This is a genomic window from Longimicrobium sp., assembly GCA_036387335.1.
In the GTDB taxonomy this organism is placed as follows: domain Bacteria; phylum Gemmatimonadota; class Gemmatimonadetes; order Longimicrobiales; family Longimicrobiaceae; genus Longimicrobium.
The window spans coordinates 18,475-34,935 of the sequence record DASVTZ010000138.1 but is presented as its reverse complement, the minus strand read 5'-3'; the positions used below and the strand labels follow the sequence as shown (position 1 = coordinate 34,935).

The window sequence follows — 16,461 nt, the reverse complement described above, 5'->3', positions numbered from 1 at the left end:
GCTCCCCAGACCACCCGCGCCGCCCGCGCCGCCGGTCCCGCCAGCGCCGTAGTTGTTCTGGTCCGCCATGCAAGCCTCCGCTGAATCTGGTATTCCCTGCCGTGGGCCGGGGCGGGGGTGCAACACATGTGCCATGTAGCGTGACGGTGGTGAATGCTGAGCGGGGAACGGTTTAGCGGGTGTCGTCCGGTGCCGCGCGGTGAGTCTTTCTTCAGCAATGTTCCACGTGGAACAGCACTGCACCTGCACGGTACAGAGTGCCTCCACGGCGAGACCTCAAGCGCGCAGCCACGCTCCCTTCTCTCGGTCCCATTTGCAGATGTACGACGTGATCGTAGTCGGTGGTGGGCACGCGGGGGTCGAAGCGGCTTCGGCCGCCGCGCGGGCGGGCGCGCGCACGCTCATGGTAACCGCCAACCTTGAAGCCATCGGCCAGATGAGCTGCAACCCCGCGATTGGCGGTGTTGCAAAGGGGACCGTCGTGCGTGAGGTGGATGCGCTCGGCGGAGTTATGGGGATGGCGACAGACCGCGCCCGCATCCAGTTCCGGATGCTGAACCGCTCCAAGGGCCCGGCGGTGTGGGCGCCGCGCATGCAGTGCGACCGCGGCCTGTACCCGCGTGCCGCCCGCGCGCTCCTGGAGCGCCACGAAGGCCTGGACTTCTTCCAGGGGATGGTTGGCTCGCTCCTCCTGGAAGACGGGCGCGTCGCGGGCGTAAAGACGGAGAATGGCTTCGAGTTCCGCGCGCGCTCCGTCGTCATGACCGCGGGCACATTTCTGCGCGGACGCATCCACGTAGGCCGGGCGGAGGGGGTGCCGGCCGGCCGCGCGGGTGACCCACCCTCCATTCGTCTCGCCGAGCAGATGGAGGCGCTCGGGCTGGAGGTGGCGCGCTTCAAGACGGGAACGCCGCCCCGCATCGACGGGCGCAGCGTCGACTACTCGCGCGTGGAGGAGCAGCCGGGGGAGAGCCCCGATTACCGTCTCTCCGTCTGGGAGCGCGCCCCGCTACTCCCTCAGCTTCCGTGCTGGATCACTTGGACGGGAGCCGAGCTCGCCGACCTGGTGCACGGCCATCTGGGCGAGTCCGCGCTGTACGGCGGCGAGATCTCGGGGCGGGGGCCGCGCTACTGCCCTTCCATCGAAGACAAGATCGTCAAGTTCCCTGACGCGCCGCGCCACCAGATCTTCCTGGAGCCGGAGGGGCTGGACACGTGCGAGATGTACGTCAACGGCCTGTCCACTTCCCTCCCCGCCGACGTGCAGGAGCGGATGCTGCGCAGCATTCCGGGGCTGGAGCAGGTGCGGATGACAAAGGTGGGGTACGCGATCGAGTACGATTACTACCCCCCGCACCAGCTTCACCCCACGCTGGAGTCGAAGGCGCTGGAGGGGCTGTTCCTGGCGGGCCAGGTGAACGGCACCACCGGCTACGAGGAGGCAGCGGGTCAGGGCGTAGTCGCCGGGGCGAACGCCGCGTTCGCGGCACTTGAGCAGGAGCCGCTCATCCTCGAGCGCGATCAGGCTTTCATCGGCGTGCTCGTGGACGATCTGGTGACCAAGGGCACCGACGAGCCGTATCGCCTCTTCACCTCGCGCGCGGAGTTCCGGCTGACGCTTCGCCAGGACAACGCGCTTCAGCGGCTGGGCCCCATCGCCGCCGCGCGCGGGATGCTGAGCGATGCGCAACGCAGGGTGATGGAGGAGCGTCAGGAGCTTGCAGATCACTTGGGCGCCTGGCTCCGCGATACGAACGCCCCTCCCGCCGCCGTGAATCCGCTGCTCGAGTCAGTGGACTCCTCTCCGCTTCGCGAGCCGACTCGACTCTCCGTCCTGATCCGCCGCCCGAACGTCCGAGGTGAGGCGCTCCTGGATGCCGTGGGTGGCGCGCCGGACGCCGAACGCGCCGTACTGCTCGAGACGCTTGCGGCCGTGGAGATGGAGATGAAGTACGACGGTTATCTCGTGAAGGAGCGCGCGCGATCCGCGGCACTGCAGCGCCACGCGGATGTTGCGCTCCCCGCCGACCTCCCGTGGATCGAGCTCCACTCGCTCTCCTTTGAGGCGCGCCAGAAGCTCGATCACATCCGCCCGGCTACGCTGGCGCAGGCATCGCGCATCCCCGGCGTCTCCCCCAGCGATCTTCAGAACCTCGTGATGGAGCTGCGCAAGCGCGGAGATCGAGTGGCGGCGGGGGAGTAGCGCCCGCGGTGTAGGGAGCAACCGTTCGATCCTCTTCCCTGCCCCATCTTCTCTGTGCCCGTAAGTTGTTCCACGTGGAACACTGCTGCGCATGCGTCGTCCCACCCCGCACCGCGACGCGTGCCCCAGTTGGCGGAACACTGGCGGTCGCTAGACTCACCCCCGCGGGGGTCGTATATTTCCGCCACGGCTCACCCCACCCCTCCCGCGCAGCAGCTGAGAAGGACGCTTGTCTCGCATCATCGCCATCGCGAACCAGAAGGGCGGCGTCGGAAAGACGACCACCGCGATCAACCTGGCTGCCTGCCTGGCGGTCGCGGAGAAGAAGACGCTCGTCATCGACACGGATCCGCAGGGGAACGCCACGAGCGGGCTCGGGATCAACAAGGACTCGCTTCGCTATTCCATCTACGACATCCTCTCTGACGATCTACCAGTCGCGGACGCGGTGGTGAAGAACGTCCACTTCCCGTTCCTGGACGTGGTCCCCGCGACCCGCGACCTGGTGGGGGTGGAGGTGGAGCTGGTGAGCCGGCGCGGGCGCGAGGGGGTGCTGCGCAACGCGCTCGCCTCCATCCGCGACAGCTACGAATACATAGTGATCGACTGCCCGCCCTCGCTGGGCCTGCTGACGCTGAACACGATGGCCGCGGCCGACTCGGTGCTGATCCCCATCCAGTGCGAGTTCTACGCGCTCGAGGGGCTGTCGCAGCTCCTGAACACGATCACCCTCGTGCAGGGTAACCTCAACCCGCGCTTGCAGATAGAGGGGGTGCTGATGACGATGTACGACGGGCGGCTGAACCTGTCGCGCCAGGTGGCGGACGAGGCCAAGGAGTACTTCGGCCCCAAGGTGTACCGCACCACCATCCCGCGGAACGTCCGCATCGCCGAGGCACCCTCCTTTGGGAAGCCGATCGTGCTCTACGACGTTCTCTCGGTTGGGGCCAAGAGCTACCTTTCATTGGCCAACGAGGTGATCGCCCGCAATGGGAGCCGTGCTTCCGAGGCGCTGGCGGAGCCGACCGCCGTGGGGGCCCGCTAAGTGTCCGCCGTGAAGAAGGCCCGCCTGGGCAAAGGCCTCAGCGCGCTCCTCGGCGAGTACTCGCAGCCCCAGGGCGAGACCGCGCCCGCGGATGGAATCCGCATGGTCTCGGTGGCCCGCATCGCGCCAAATCCCTTCCAGCCCCGCCGCGAGTTCGCCGAGGCGCAGCTCGCCGAGCTGGAAGCCTCCATCCGCCAGAACGGTCTCCTGCAGGCGCTGGTGGTGCGCCCCGCGCCCGCGGGCGCCCCCGAGGGCGCGGAGTGGGAGCTGGTTGCGGGCGAGCGGCGCTGGCGCGCGGTGCGGCGGCTCGGCTGGGCCGAGGTTCCCGCGATCGTCAAGGAGCCGGACGACCGCGCCATGCTCGTGCTGGCCATCGTCGAAAACGTGCAGCGCGCCGAGCTCTCCCCGCTGGAAGAGGCGGCCGGGTACCAGCAGCTGATCGACGAGTTCGGCTTCACGCAGGCCGAAGTGGCCGAGAGCGTGGGCCGCGAGCGCTCCACCGTCGCCAACCTGCTCCGCCTGCTGCAGCTCCCCGCCTCGGTGCAGCGCATGGTCAACGAGGGCACCCTCTCCATGGGCCACGCCCGCGCGATCCTGGGGCTGGAGGACGAGCGCGCGATGGCGGAGATGGCCCGCGAGGCCGCGGAGGGCTCCCTCTCGGTGCGCGCGGTGGAAGAGCGCGTACGGCAGCGGCGCGAGGGCGGCGAGCGCTCCCCTGCCCCGCCCTCCGCAGCACCCGCCGCGCCACCGGCCGACCCCCACGTCCGCCACCTGGAAACCGAGCTCCAGCGTGCCATGGGCACCGCCGTCCGCATCCGCGTGGGCGCGAGCGGAAAGAGCGGCCGCATCGAGATCCCGTTCTACAACGCGGACGATTTCGACCGGGTGCTGGAGCTGCTTCTAGGAGAGGAAAGTGCGTGAGTGCGTTAGTGCGTGAGTGCGCTAACAAAAACGCACTTACGCACTTACGCACTCACGCACTTCTGTTTTGACCTTGTCCCGAGGCCCCCGCTTGCGCGCCGCCGAAGATCGCCGGATGACCTTCATCGTCGTGCCGCATGGCGGTGGGACGGACCTCACCACGCGCACCTACGAGCTGTCGTACCGTCGGCTGCGGCTCCTCAAGTTCGCGGCGATCGGGTTGGGCGTGGCGCTGCTGCTGATGATCGGGTCGTGGGTCTACCTTGCGGCGCAGGCCACCCGCGCGCAGATGCTGCAGCGAGACGTGCGGCGGCTGCAGGGGGAGGTGGCGGAGGTGGACCAGCTCCGCCGCAGGCTTGTGGAGATGGAGGCGCGCTACGCGCAGATCAGCAGGCTGCTAGGCGGCGGTCGCCGGCGCGAGCCCGCCAAGGCCGCGGCCCCGCCAGCCGTGGAGCGTGACACCGCGGACGCGGACTCGGCGGACCAGGCGCTCCTTCCGCGCGCATGGCCGCTGGCGGCGCGCGGGTTCGTCACGCGCGGGCAGCGTGGGCGCGATGGCGACGAGCGCCACCCGGGGATGGACATCGCGGTGGCGCTCGGCACGCCCATCGTAGCGGCCGGCGACGGCACGGTGACGGAGGCCGGGCGCGACAGCGTGTACGGCCTCTTCGTGCGCATCGCGCACGGCGGCGGGTACGAGTCGCTGTACGGGCACGCCTCCCGCGTGTTGGTCAAGGCACGGCAGCGGGTGCGCTCCCGCCAGCCCATCGCGCTCAGCGGAAGCACGGGAGTCTCCACGGCTCCCCACCTTCATTTCGAGATTCGCAGGAACGGGACGCCGGTCGATCCGGTGTCGCTCGTTCATTTACCGGAGTAGAAGATGGCGTTCGGAAAAGCGAAGAGCACCGGTGACACGTCCGCACCGTCGCGCGGCAACGCGGGCGAGGCGTCGATGTCCATCATCGGCCCGGGGATGCGCATCGTGGGGGACCTGGTCACCGATGGCACGGTGCGCATCGAGGGCGAGATCCGCGGGACGATCCGCGCCACTAAGGCCGTGGTCGTCGGCCGCGAGGGGCTCGTGGAGGGTGACATCTTCACCCAGGACGCGGTGATCGGCGGCCGAATCCGCGGCAGCGTCGTGGCCGAGAGCCGGCTGGAGCTCCAGGCCACCTGCGACATCGAGGGCGTCGTTCACGCCCGCGCCCAGCACCTTCACCTGGAGGAAGGCGCACGCTTCAACGGCCAGGTTCAGATGCTGGACGCCGAAGCCGTCCGCGCACTCCCTGCGGGGTCGGGGGAAAACTCCACGCACGTCGGGATGTTTTCCACAACAGGGTGAACAGTACGCAAGCTTATATGCATGAACTGCTTACGTGTTTTCCACACGAGCGACCCCTGGTTCTCCACTCCCGTTATCCACAGATCGGGGAAAACGCGCGTCTCTTCCCACCGGCATTCCGTGAAGCTCGACGAGCTGGTCCGCTACTTGGACGACTACCTCCGCATCGCAACGACGCCTGACTACCCGGACGCGGTGAACGGGCTGCAGGTGGAGGGCACGCGTCCCATCCGCCGCATCGCCGTGGCGGTGGATGCGGCGCAGGCGACGGTGGACCAGGCGATCGCCGGTGATGCCGATCTCCTCCTGGTGCACCACGGGTTGTTCTGGGATGGGAACCGTCCCCTGACCGGCCGGCGCTATCGGCGGATCAAGCCGCTGTTGGACGCGGGTGTCGCCGTCTACGCCGCGCACCTGCCGCTCGATGCGCACCCGGACGTCGGCAACAACGCCGTCCTGCTGCGGGCGCTCGGTGCGGAGCCGCAGGGCACCTTTGGCGATTACAAGGGGCTGCCGCTCGGCGTGTGGGGCGAGGTGGATCTGCGCCGTGAGGCGCTCTGCGCGCGACTCGACGAGGTCCTCGGCACGCGCGTGAAGATGATCGCCGGCGGCCCCGAGCACGTGCGGCGGGTTGGCGTCGTCACGGGTGGCGCGGGAGGCAAGGTGGCGGATGCGGTGGCCGCGGAGCTCGACGCCTTCATCACCGGCGAGGGGGCGCACCACAACTTCTTCGACGCAGAAGAGGGCGGGATCAACCTCTACCTCGGCGGCCACTACGCCACCGAGGTGTGGGGTGTTCGCGCACTCGCGGAGCACCTGGAGCTCAAGTTCGGCATCGAATGGTTCTTCATCGACCATCCGACGGGCTTGTAGATCGATACAGACGGCTCACGCGGAGACGCAGAGGCGCGGAGAGAGAACAGCGGATTGTTGCGAGACCAACTATTGGGGTGGGAAGATATCGCGGAGGTACTGGGCAAGGGGTTCTGTGTCCAGTTCATCTGCGCGGAACGCGATGTAGCCATCAGGACGGATCAGGTAATAGCCTGATTCCGTGATCCCGTAGCGCCGGTGCGCCTCGCCCGACTCGTCGAGCCACGCATCCGCGACCCCGCGGCTGCGGGTGATGTGGTGCGCCTGCACGTCGCCCAGGTGCTCGGCGGCGAGGGTGCGGAGCGCATCCGCGGAGTCGCCGCCGAAGACGAGGAGGTGGTGCGCGGCGCCGGTGCAGAGCGAGAACAGGGTGGTTTCAGTGTCGTCGCGGCGCACCGGGGCATCCGGAGCGCGGTTCCCCGCCCGGGGTCCGCCCCGGAAGCGTGGGCGTGCCTCGTCAACCACAGGGCTGGAGGGATACGCGATCTCCAGCTGCGAGATGAAGCGGAAGCCGCGTACCGCGAGCCTCGGCTGGCCAAGCGCGATCCGGCCGATGCGCGGCAGGAGGAAGCCGGCGATGGCCAGGCTCACAGGACCCCGCGCCGCGGTGCCTGCGAACAGGCGGTCGGTGGTGCGCAGCAGGCGCCGTCCGACGGGGAGCCGCTCGGCTTCGTAGCTGTCCAGGAAGCCTTCCGGCGCGTGCCCGCGAAGCACGAGCGCCAGCTTCCACGCCAGATTGGCCGCGTCCTGGAGCCCCGTGTTCATCCCCTGCCCTCCCGCGGGGCTGTGGATGTGCGCCGCATCGCCCGCCACGAACGCCCGGCCCGCACGATAATGGTTCGCCGCGCGGTGATGAAGGCGAAAGCGCGCGAGCCAGTGAGGATCGCGGAGCTCCATCGGAATCGGTGACGTCTCGCGAACGATCTCCCGCATCTCGTCGAGCGAGGGATCGCCGGCGTCTTCGGGCGCAGACTCGGGGCGCGTCGCGATCAGCCGGTAAAACCCCGGCTCCGCGAAGGGGAAGACGGCCAGGAGCCCCGCGCGCGAGACGAAGATGTACAGCGAATCGTCGTCGTTCTCCCAATCCACGGTCAGGTCCGCGAGCACGAAGTCCTGCGGATACGCCCCGCCCTCGAAAGTTAGACCCGCGCCCTTACGCACCACGCTGTGCGCTCCGTCGCATCCCACGATGTAGCGGGCGCGGATCTCTTCCTCGCGCCCATCCTCGTGCCGCACGCGCGCGCGCACCACGTCCGCGTCCTGCTCGAAGCCGAGCAGCTCCAGCGGCCGCTCCACCCGTGTTCCCAGGGCCGCCAGCCGCTTCTCCAACACGCGCTCCGTGTCGACCTGCGACACCAGCAGGGTGAACGGGAAGGGCGTATCGGTGACCTTTGCGACCTCGCCGAACGCGAAGTCGACCGCGGGGCGACCGTTGATGAAGACCTTGGCGGCCATCGTCCGCCGCCCCGCCGCGATCAGCTCGTCCGCAATCCCCAGCTTCTGAAGCAGCTCGAGCGACCGGGCGTGCACCACCAGCGCGCGCGAGCGGTCGGAGCGCACCGGCGTGCGGTCGACCACGCGGCACGTGATCCCGCGCGAGACCAGCCCCAGCGCCAGCATCAGCCCCGTGGGGCCGCCGCCGGCCACCAGCACCTCCGTGTCGTGCGGTGACGTGTTCATGTGGCGTGATTCAGCGAAGGTGGGATTGTGGGGGCTTCGCCATCCGACAGCCGGGGGTCACTCCGTGGGGCCCGCGATCTCCACCTTGAGGCCAAAGGTGCCCTCGAAGAGCCCGCCTTTGCGGCGCAGCGCCCAGCGCTCCAGGAGGAGGTCGCCCGTGCCCTCCAGCTCCAGAGTGCAGCGATCCTTTGCCACACGCGCGCGCACGCTGGAAACGGCCTGGATGTGCTCGCGGTCGAGCGCATCGGCCACGCGCAGCAGCGAGGCGAGCTTGATCACGCGCGCACGGTCCTCTTCGGGAAGCCGGGTGAAGTGGTCGTGGTGCTCGGCCGGGACGCCCTTGCGGTGGTAGCGCGCCAGGTTGGCGATGATGTCGATCTCGCGCTGCGAGAACTCCGGGATCTCGCTCTGGGAGACCAGGTAGAACGAGTGCTTGTGGTGCTTCTTGTAGCCCACGTACACGCCGATGTCGTGCAGCACCGCCGCGGCCAGCAGGATGCGCCGGTCGGTGGGCTCCAGCTTGTGCACCTTGCGCAGCTGGTCGAAGAGGGAGCCGGCGAGCCGCGCCACGTGCTGCGCGTGTGTCTCGTCGAACATGTAGCGCCGCCCCAGCGACACCGCCCCCGCCACCGCGTGCCTGTCCTTGCGGTCCTCGTGCTCCTGGTGCGTCACGAGGTCGTCCACCAGGTCCACCAGCACGCCGTCCTTGAGCCCCACCGCCGGCACGAACACCTCCTCCGCGCCGGACACGGAGATGACGCGCTCGTAGACCATGGAGGCGGGGAGGATGACGTCCGCGCGGTCCTCGCGCAGCCCCAGCTCGTCCACGCGCTGGCGGTACGAGAGGCGCGAGAGCATCTCGATGAGCCCGCGCAGCTCGGTGAGCGACAGGCGCGTCAACTTCCCACGCGCCGCCTTGCCGCCCGCAAGCCGCGCCAGCGCCTCGATGTTGCCGCCGGTGGCGATCACCCCACGCGGGTTCCACTGCTGCGCGATGACCGGGATCTGCAGCGTGGCCGCGTACTCGCGCAGCAGCCGCTGGAAGCGCCCGGGCTCCTCGCCGGAGACGGAGAGCTCTTCCAGGAGGCGCACGGAGCCCATCACATGGCTCTCGCTCCACAGGATGCCGCCGGCGTCCACCAGCGACACCTCCACGCTCCCGCCGCCCAGGTCCACCAGGATCCACTTGTGGCTCTCGAGGGGAACGCTGGCGCGGATCGCCTCGTAGACCAGCCGCGCCTCCTCGGACCCGGTGATGACCTCCAGCTCCAGCCCCGCCTCGTCGCGGATGCGCTGCACCAGCTCGCCGCCGTTGCGCGACTCGCGCATGGCGCTGGTGGCCACGGCACGGTAGTGGTCGATCCCCAGCGCCTCCATCTGCCGCCGGAAGCCCTTCATCGCCTCCACGGCCGCGTCCATCGCCTCGCGCGGCAGCTTGCCTGTGAGGAAGACGTCGTGCCCCAGCCGCACGGGCATGCGCTGCTCTGCCAGCGTCTCGTACTCCGTGGCGCCGCGGAACTCCGCGGCGATGAAGCGCATGGCGTTGGAGCCCACGTCCACCGCCGCCACCCGCAGCGGAAAGGCGGGGAGCGACTTCGGGTTCTTCTTGGGTGCGGAAAGCTGCGGCATTACCCGGCGCGCGAGAGACGGTCTCTGCCGGCCCCGAGCGGGCTCCGGCGGCCCGCATCTGTGCGCAGGGATCGGGCCGGGGGAACGTCCCCGTCGTCGTTCCTTATGCTCTACCCCGCTGCCGACGCACCCGAGCTGCGCCCTACCGGCCGTTCGCCGCCGGCGTCACCGGGTGCTGCTCGACCCATGCGAAGACGAGGCTCGTCAGGTCGCGGAAGTTCAGCCTTGCGGTATCCAGGTGCACCTCGCGGCACAACTCCGGTAGATCGTTGTGGAACCAGCGGTAACGCTCCGCGATCTTATCTCCGCCGGAAGGATTACCCCTGGCTCGCGATGCGTCGAGAGAAAATCGCGCACCTCCCGAATCGCTTCGTCCGTCATGCCACCGTGCGCGCGGATGTCCTGCCCCGCAATATCGGAGATGAACTTCTGGTACCGATAGCGGTCGGTGTCCAGGATGATCGCGACCTTATTCTGGTCATCCGGAGAGCCAAACGCCTTCGCGCCCAGGAAGATGCCAAGCTCCAGGGGCATGTTGAACCGTGGCAGCCGCGTACCGCGGTCGAGCTGGGTCCGAGAGATGTCGTGCACCGCCAGGCGAGACTCGCGGATGATGCCGGTGATCTTCTCGATTCTGACCTGACTGCTGTCGTCCACCTTCAGCGAACAGCGTGGATGATATCCGCAATCGGCGGTGGCGAAGGCGATCGCCTCGAACAGAGGGCGGTACGCAGGATCGAAAGGGCAGTTGATGAACACGTTTCGATCGTACCGGCGAGCGATCATGGATCGTCGCCACCCGTGGGCTCGCCATCCAAAACGGACTTGTTCGAGCCTCGGGTGCGGGTGCCTTTTGCTTTCTCCCGCGCCTCCCTTGCCGCTTTCACCTTCTTTACGGCCGCCATCGCTTCCTCCATCGTGAAGCTGTCCGGCGGCCACATTGGTGGGATGAGCTCGCGCATCCTCTCTTCCTTCATATCAGCCTCCCTGTTGGCGTTTGTTTTCGAAGCTATACGTGCTTTTCAGGGGCTGCAAGCTTCGAGTCCAAACCGGTCCAGGCGGTGGCCGATCGGTGGCGTTTCGGTGTGAAATCCGCCCGCCGGCCGGTCACGCTTCAGCCGCCACTGACTCCATGGGGTGCCTCTTCAACCAGGTGAAGATCAGGCTCGATAGGTCGCGGAAGTTCAGTCTGTTCAGATCCAGGTGGAGCTTGCGGCAGGTCGTGGGAAGGTCGGCTACGAACTGGCGGTACCTATCTACGATCTTGTCCCCGCCCGGCAGGAACACCCCGGCCTCACGGTAGGTGGAGAGAAAGTCGCGTACCTCACGGATCGCTTCATCGATTCTGCCGCCGTGGGCACGGATGTCCTGTCCGGCGATGTCGGAGATGAACTTCTGGTAGCGAAACCGATCCGTGTCCAGGATGATCGCTACCTTCCGCTTGTGATCTCCGGATCCAAAGGACTTCGCACCAAGGAAGATGCCGAGCTCGAGCGGCATGTTGAACCGCGGGAGCCGCGTGCCGCGATCGAGCTGTGTTCTCGAAATGTCGTGCACAGACAGGCGCGACTCGCTGATGATCCCCGTGATCTTTTCGATACGCACCTGGCTGCTATCGTTGACCTCGAGGGCTGAGCGCGGATGATACCCGCAGTCTGCCGTAGCAAAAGCGATGGCCTCGAACAGAGGCCGGTACAAGGAGTCGAAAGGGCAGTTGATGAACACGTTGCGATCGTAGCCACGAGCGATCATGGACCCTCGCCCCGAGTGGGTACGACCTTCTTCGATGCCGCACGCGGGCGCTTGCGCGGTGCATTGCGCCGAGCCTCGTTCTCCGCGTCAACCTCGTCCCAAGCCTTCAGCGCTTCCTCTATCGTGAAGCTGTCTGGCGGCCACATCGGTGGGATGAGCTCGCGTATCTTCATATCCTTCATCTCGGCCTCCTCGTTGGCGTTCATTTCGAAGCTATACGTGCTTTTTGGGGGCTGCAAGCTTCAGTCGTAAACCGGTTCGGGCGGTGGCCGATCAGTGGCGAATTTCAGTTCCTACGGAGCTCCATTCGCGGAAAGCGCAGGCGTTATGGAGCAGCGAACGTGGTAGGCAGAGGAGAGAGAGTTCGAGCCCTTTAGTGGACGGTGTCGGCTGCCTTGAGCGGGTGCCTCTCAAGCCAGTTGAAGATCAGACCCATGAGGTCGCGGAAAGTCAGCCTGGCGGAGTCCAGGTGAAGCTTGCGGCAGGTCAGTGGAATGCTGCCGGCGAACCGGCGGCGGCGTTCCACGAACTTTTCGCCGCCAGGCAGGAACACCCCGGCTTCGCGGTGGGTCGAGAGGAAGTCGCGCACTTCGTGAACAACGTGATCGACACGGCCACTATGTGCACGGATGTCCTGCCCCGCGATATCGGAGATGAACTTCTGATAGCGGTAGCGGTCGGTGTCCAGGATGACCGCCACCTTCCGCTTTTGATCGCCTGACCCAAACGACTTCGCGCCCAGAAAGATGCCCAACTCGAGAGGCATGTTGAAGCGCGGGAGGCGAGTGCCGCGGTCAAGCTGAGTGCGGGAGATGTCGTGCACTGCCAGGCGGGATTCGCTGATGATCCCGGTGATCTTCTCGATTCGGACCTGGCTGCTGTCGTCTACCTCCAGGGCTGATCGCGGGTGGTACCCACAGTCCGCGGTGGTAAAAGCAATGGCCTCGAACAGAGGCCGGTACTCGGGATCGAACGGGCAGTTGATGAACACGTTCCGGTCGTAGCTGCGAGCGATCATGGATCCTCGCCGCCGTCCTGCGGCGCCTGCTTCGATGCCGCACGCGAGCGCTTGCGCTTCGCCGCGCGGCGCGCCTCATCCTCCGCCTCAACCTCTCGTAGCGCCTGTCTCGCTTCGTCCAGGGTGAAGTTGTCCGGCGGCCACATCGGCGGGATGAACTCCCGGATCTTCGTCTCCTTCATCTCGGCCTCCTCGGATTGGCGTTCGTTTCGAAGCTATACGTGCTTTTTGGGGGCTGCAAGCTTAAAGCGTAAACCGGTCCGGGCGGTGGCCGATCGGTGACGATTTCGGTCCCGGCGGAGCTCCCCATTCACAGAAGGTGTCACCGTTAATGGACCAGCGGACGTGGCGGACGGAGGGGGTGGCGCCGCCCGCCCGGCGTGTACGACCTTCCGTGCCCCAGACGTCAGGTCAGGAGTTGGAGCGGTGCCCCAGCGCGTCGGTCGACCGAACGACCGCCTTCCGCGTCGCCGCCGCTATCGGCTACGCGCGTTCCTGTAGCACCAGCGACACAGTACATAGGGGGTTGAAGAGATTGTGGAGCGGACTTATTTTGCGACAGGGTTACCAAATGTTTACGCTCTCGCCGAAGTTGTGCCGAAGCAGCGTAACCTACGATACCTGCGGCTACACATCTTACCTCACACCGCTCCGATGCAAGTGATCCCGACCATCGCTCACCAGCTACACCTGCGCAGTACAAGCCATTCCCGGATGAGGCTCGCCGCGGCCGGCGCCATGCTCGTGGCTACGGCAGCCTGCTCAGGCGACCGGGCGCCCACGTCGTCCCGGCTCACCGTACCCGAGGGCACCTCGCGATACATCGCCGTCGACCAGGAGATCGACCAGAGCGATTCATACGTGATCGCCGACGCATCGGTCGAGACGAGCACCACGCTGACCTATGACCAGGCTGTCCCGCACCCCGAGACGGGGGAGATGGTCACCAGCATCACCACCAACACTCCCGCGGAGCAGGTGGGGGTGCATACGGGCTACGATTCGTACGGCCGCACCCGTACCTCCACCTATTTCGGCGCCGATCCAGACCCGGCGGCGGACCCGGGCGAGCAGACGGCCACCGTCCGCACCATCAACGACGATCAGTACACCTGGAACATGCACGGGCAGATGGTGGGGATGGAGGCGGATGATCCGCACATCACCGACGTCACCGGCACCCTGGTGGATGCACCGGTAACCGAGGGGTTGGTCACGGGGGATCCGCGCTCCGTAGACATCGTCGCGTTCTTCTCGATCAGCCCGGCGGTGGGGGGAGGCAGGGTTCCGGCAGCTGCCCGCCAGCAGGTGGAGCAGCTTGGCCCGAACCGAGTGCGCGTCAGTATCGCGGGGGTGGACGTCAGCCTTCGCGCGGGCGAAAACAGGAACGGCGCCGCGGTCGGGCGCGGGACCGGCCGTGGGAAGATCGCGCGTACCTTCCGGAGGGACAGGGACGCCTGGGTCCTGGAGGAGCTCCGCATCGAGGGTGAGGAAGCGACGGAAGGCCGCGGACGCGCCGTGCACACGCAGACGATGCGCTTCAAGAACGTCCGCTGGAACCGCAATCCGGCCAAGGACGCGGCGCGCAGCCGGCGGCGCGCCGAGCGGGCCCGCAACGGCACCACCGCGCCCGCTCCCAGCCGCAGCCCGTCCGCTGTCGTTTCGCCCGTCGACTGCCCGCCTGATAACTACACCACGGATCCGGATTGCGACATGGGCGGTGGCGGTGGCGGTGGAGGTGGGGATACCGGGTCGACTGTCTACACCGGCTCCGTGGGGTCCAGCAGCGCGGAGGGGGACGCGGCGATGGAGTGGCGGCTGCCATATCAGGGGGCGTCCACCGGTACTCGGATCGTGGTACAGCACGGGTTTGCGGACAATGGCGACTCCTACCGCCAAGGCCGTGTGGGGGACGCGCTCAGAAGTTTCTACTACGACCAGCTGATTTTCCCAACTACCAGCTGGAGCCAGACGTACGAGGCGCAGGCGCAGCAGCTGCGCGCAAGCGTGGAGGGGTTCCGCAACGGTGACGGCGGCAAGTACGTGTTCGTCGGCTATAGCAACGGCGGGATTTTGTCGCGTCAGGTGGGGCAGTCGAACCCAGACCTGATGAGAGGCGTGATTTCGGTCAGCACTCCGCACCGGGGTGTCCCGGTGATGCGGCTGGGCCGCCCCGCGCTCAACACGATGATGACTTTCGCCGCGGTGGGTCTGCTCGCCTCGTGCCAGGTGCGCAACCACTCAGGCTGCAACACTCAGCAGGCGCTGGCAACGCTGAGCGGGAGATACGGGATCGATGCCATGTGGCCGGTTGCACACCAGATGGTTCCCGGCAGCGCTTACCTGCAGACGCTGAACAGCGCGAGTGAAGGATGGCGCAAGATCTCCATGGAGCAGCATACGAGCCAGCGCTGGGCATTCTGGCGCGTGTACAAGGACCTGAACTGCTATGGTCCTGAAGCGCCCTGCGGCGGGCGCGACGCGGTGCGCAAGCTGGACAAGACATACAAGAACCTGATCGCGCAAACTGTGGTCACCGGTATCCTGGGCTTCGTCATCCAGGGTTTGCACACCTACACGGTGATCTACGGAATGGCGGTGGCGGGGCTCAACGCGATGGATTGGATCTGGGACGCCGTCACTTCGCCGGGCGACGGGAGCGACGGAGTGGTGCCGAATCGCTCGCAGGAATACCCCGGCGCGAACCGCCGCGAAATCATCACGAACGCCGACTCGCACGACGCGGCCAAGAAGAGCGTCGACAAGGCAATCTCGCGGCTCAAGCAGGTACTCAGAGACGAAAGGTGGGCCGGCTCATGACGCAGACCACTTCTGATGGCCAGGTGCCGGCCGTTTCCTGGATGCGCTCGGTGGCGGTGTTTGGAATCCTGATGCTGCTGGGCGCATCCGGGTGCCGCGACATCCTGGGCGGCGGGAGCTCGAGCAAGCAGTGGATCGAGTGGAAGGTCGCCGCGGGGCGCTCGGGGCTGCACACCTCGTTCGGGGCTCCCGTAGCCGACGACCAGCGCGTATATCTGGGAGCCGACACCGGATTCGTGGCCTTCGACCGCGTAACGGGCGCGCTCCTTTGGCGGTCGCCAATCGAGAAGTGGGGTGGCTATCGGAATATCATCAGCAGGAACGGCGCACTCCTGTTCGCAACCGACCAACTTGGACCAGCCTACTCCCTGGATGCCGCAACCGGAACGGTACGCTGGATACGTCACGATCTGGCGGGCCGGGGCGTCGATTTTCCCCGGTCGGCGGCGGACGATCTCGCCTGGTACGTGGCCACTCGCAGCCTGGACGTAATGGCGCTGGACCCGGAGACCGGCAGAACGATCTGGCAAATGCGCCTTGCGGCGGATTGGCAGGAAGATTCCGGGATGCGGGGCCTCTCCGTCTCGGGCGACACGGTCTATGCCGCGGCGGAACGCTGCCTGAACGACAACTGCTTTGAGGTCACGGGCGTGATCGTGGCACTGGACCGCCGTACGGGCGCCGAACTCTGGCGCTGGCAGGCTGCGGGGAAGCAGAACAACATCGTCAAAAGCCCCGTGGTCGCCGGGCGCCTCCTGCTGGGCGGCGACCGCATCGACAACACCTTCTTCGCGGTCGACCGCTTCACGGGCGAGGAGGTGTGGCGCGTGAAGGGGGAGCGCGGGTTCGTGGGACCGTACAGCCCGCCCGTGGTGGCCGATGGCGTGGCGTACTCGGGGATGGGTGACACCCGCGTGTACGCCGCGGAGCTGGAGACGGGCCGGGTCCTGTGGAGCACTCCCACGGGCTCCAGCATCATCGACGTCGCGCTTTGCGGTGCCTACGTGCTCGTGCACAACCAAGCGCTCCTGGTGATCGACCGCCAAACGGGGCGCCGGGTCGCTACGCCGGTTCCCGGGGACGACGAGTTCACCATCACGGACATCACGGTGTACGGCAACCACGCCTACATCGCTGGAAACCGGTACCTGTACTCCATCCGCTGTGACTGAGGACGG

The 16,461-nt window shown here is 67.1% G+C and carries 16 protein-coding genes; 8 read left to right on the top strand and 8 right to left on the bottom strand.

Annotation, left to right across the window (positions count from 1 at the left end):
• Positions 1-319: 319 nt before the first annotated feature.
• The 6 genes from mnmG (at position 320) to VF647_12940 (ending at position 6,384) form a co-directional block, all read left to right on the top strand.
• On the top strand, positions 320-2,203 hold the full coding sequence (gene mnmG, locus VF647_12965) for a tRNA uridine-5-carboxymethylaminomethyl(34) synthesis enzyme MnmG (GenBank protein ID HEX8453005.1): 1,884 nt from the start codon (positions 320-322) through the stop codon (positions 2,201-2,203).
• A 229-nt stretch (positions 2,204-2,432) separates the two neighbouring features.
• Positions 2,433-3,248, top strand: a complete 816-nt coding sequence (locus VF647_12960) for a ParA family protein (protein HEX8453004.1) — start codon at positions 2,433-2,435, stop codon at positions 3,246-3,248.
• A gap of 9 nt (positions 3,249-3,257) precedes the next feature.
• Positions 3,258-4,169 (top strand): ParB/RepB/Spo0J family partition protein, encoded by a 912-nt coding sequence (locus tag VF647_12955; GenBank protein ID HEX8453003.1) that lies wholly within the window; start codon positions 3,258-3,260, stop codon positions 4,167-4,169.
• Positions 4,170-4,284: 115 nt separating this feature from the next.
• Positions 4,285-5,046, top strand: a complete 762-nt coding sequence (locus VF647_12950) for a peptidoglycan DD-metalloendopeptidase family protein (GenBank protein ID HEX8453002.1) — start codon at positions 4,285-4,287, stop codon at positions 5,044-5,046.
• Positions 5,047-5,049: 3 nt separating this feature from the next.
• Positions 5,050-5,511, top strand: a complete 462-nt coding sequence (locus VF647_12945) for a polymer-forming cytoskeletal protein (protein ID HEX8453001.1) — start codon at positions 5,050-5,052, stop codon at positions 5,509-5,511.
• 120 nt (positions 5,512-5,631) lie between these two features.
• A complete protein-coding gene (locus VF647_12940) occupies positions 5,632-6,384 on the top strand; it encodes a Nif3-like dinuclear metal center hexameric protein (protein HEX8453000.1) in 753 nt (250 codons plus the stop codon).
• Positions 6,385-6,453: 69 nt separating this feature from the next.
• Here VF647_12940 and VF647_12935 read toward each other — a convergent pair whose 3' ends face one another.
• The 8 genes from VF647_12935 to VF647_12900 all read right to left on the bottom strand — a co-directional run bounded on the left by VF647_12935 (position 6,454) and on the right by VF647_12900 (position 12,645).
• Complete coding sequence (locus VF647_12935; protein HEX8452999.1) at positions 6,454-8,064, bottom strand: FAD-dependent monooxygenase; 1,611 nt, start codon at positions 8,062-8,064, stop codon at positions 6,454-6,456.
• A 57-nt stretch (positions 8,065-8,121) separates the two neighbouring features.
• Entirely contained in the window at positions 8,122-9,693 is a 1,572-nt protein-coding gene (locus tag VF647_12930) for a Ppx/GppA phosphatase family protein (GenBank protein HEX8452998.1), read from the bottom strand.
• 219 nt (positions 9,694-9,912) lie between these two features.
• Entirely contained in the window at positions 9,913-10,479 is a 567-nt protein-coding gene (locus VF647_12925) for a hypothetical protein (protein ID HEX8452997.1), read from the bottom strand.
• Positions 10,476-10,670: a hypothetical protein gene (locus VF647_12920; GenBank protein ID HEX8452996.1), complete on the bottom strand. Its 195-nt coding sequence runs from the start codon at positions 10,668-10,670 to the stop codon at positions 10,476-10,478. Before VF647_12920 ends, VF647_12925 begins: the two co-directional genes overlap by 4 nt.
• A 130-nt stretch (positions 10,671-10,800) precedes the next feature.
• Positions 10,801-11,445, bottom strand: coding sequence for a hypothetical protein (locus tag VF647_12915; GenBank protein HEX8452995.1), 645 nt, complete (start codon positions 11,443-11,445; stop codon positions 10,801-10,803).
• On the bottom strand, positions 11,442-11,651 hold the full coding sequence (locus tag VF647_12910) for a hypothetical protein (GenBank protein ID HEX8452994.1): 210 nt from the start codon (positions 11,649-11,651) through the stop codon (positions 11,442-11,444). Before VF647_12910 ends, VF647_12915 begins: the two co-directional genes overlap by 4 nt.
• 167 nt (positions 11,652-11,818) lie before the next feature.
• Positions 11,819-12,463 carry a hypothetical protein gene (locus tag VF647_12905; protein HEX8452993.1) on the bottom strand — a complete coding sequence of 215 codons (645 nt, stop codon included), beginning with the start codon at positions 12,461-12,463 and terminating at the stop codon, positions 11,819-11,821.
• Positions 12,460-12,645 carry a hypothetical protein gene (locus VF647_12900; protein ID HEX8452992.1) on the bottom strand — a complete coding sequence of 62 codons (186 nt, stop codon included), beginning with the start codon at positions 12,643-12,645 and terminating at the stop codon, positions 12,460-12,462. The genes VF647_12905 and VF647_12900 overlap by 4 nt, the downstream gene beginning before the upstream one ends.
• Positions 12,646-13,177: 532 nt before the next feature.
• On the opposite strand from VF647_12900, the gene VF647_12895 reads away from it, so the two are divergent.
• Both VF647_12895 and VF647_12890 read left to right on the top strand, forming a co-directional pair.
• Positions 13,178-15,283, top strand: coding sequence for an alpha/beta hydrolase (locus tag VF647_12895; protein ID HEX8452991.1), 2,106 nt, complete (start codon positions 13,178-13,180; stop codon positions 15,281-15,283).
• A complete protein-coding gene (locus VF647_12890) occupies positions 15,280-16,455 on the top strand; it encodes a PQQ-binding-like beta-propeller repeat protein (protein ID HEX8452990.1) in 1,176 nt (391 codons plus the stop codon). Before VF647_12895 ends, VF647_12890 begins: the two co-directional genes overlap by 4 nt.
• The last annotated feature ends 6 nt before the right edge of the window (positions 16,456-16,461 follow it).

Excerpts from the sequence above, each read along its gene's own strand:
- VF647_12920 (HEX8452996.1), bottom strand. The coding sequence starts at position 10,670 with ATGAAGGAAGAGAGGATGCGCGAGCTCATCCCACCAATGTGGCCGCCG.
- VF647_12945 (HEX8453001.1), top strand. The coding sequence starts at position 5,050 with ATGGCGTTCGGAAAAGCGAAGAGCACCGGTGACACGTCCGCACCGTCG.
- VF647_12930 (HEX8452998.1), bottom strand. The coding sequence starts at position 9,693 with ATGCCGCAGCTTTCCGCACCCAAGAAGAACCCGAAGTCGCTCCCCGCC.
- VF647_12890 (HEX8452990.1), top strand. The coding sequence starts at position 15,280 with ATGACGCAGACCACTTCTGATGGCCAGGTGCCGGCCGTTTCCTGGATG.
- VF647_12910 (HEX8452994.1), bottom strand. The coding sequence starts at position 11,651 with ATGAACGCCAACGAGGAGGCCGAGATGAAGGATATGAAGATACGCGAG.
- mnmG (HEX8453005.1), top strand. The coding sequence starts at position 320 with ATGTACGACGTGATCGTAGTCGGTGGTGGGCACGCGGGGGTCGAAGCG.
- VF647_12925 (HEX8452997.1), bottom strand. The coding sequence starts at position 10,479 with ATGATCGCTCGCCGGTACGATCGAAACGTGTTCATCAACTGCCCTTTC.
- VF647_12905 (HEX8452993.1), bottom strand. The coding sequence starts at position 12,463 with ATGATCGCTCGCAGCTACGACCGGAACGTGTTCATCAACTGCCCGTTC.
- VF647_12935 (HEX8452999.1), bottom strand. The coding sequence starts at position 8,064 with ATGAACACGTCACCGCACGACACGGAGGTGCTGGTGGCCGGCGGCGGC.
- VF647_12895 (HEX8452991.1), top strand. The coding sequence starts at position 13,178 with ATGAGGCTCGCCGCGGCCGGCGCCATGCTCGTGGCTACGGCAGCCTGC.
- VF647_12900 (HEX8452992.1), bottom strand. The coding sequence starts at position 12,645 with ATGAAGGAGACGAAGATCCGGGAGTTCATCCCGCCGATGTGGCCGCCG.
- VF647_12915 (HEX8452995.1), bottom strand. The coding sequence starts at position 11,445 with ATGATCGCTCGTGGCTACGATCGCAACGTGTTCATCAACTGCCCTTTC.
- VF647_12950 (HEX8453002.1), top strand. The coding sequence starts at position 4,285 with ATGACCTTCATCGTCGTGCCGCATGGCGGTGGGACGGACCTCACCACG.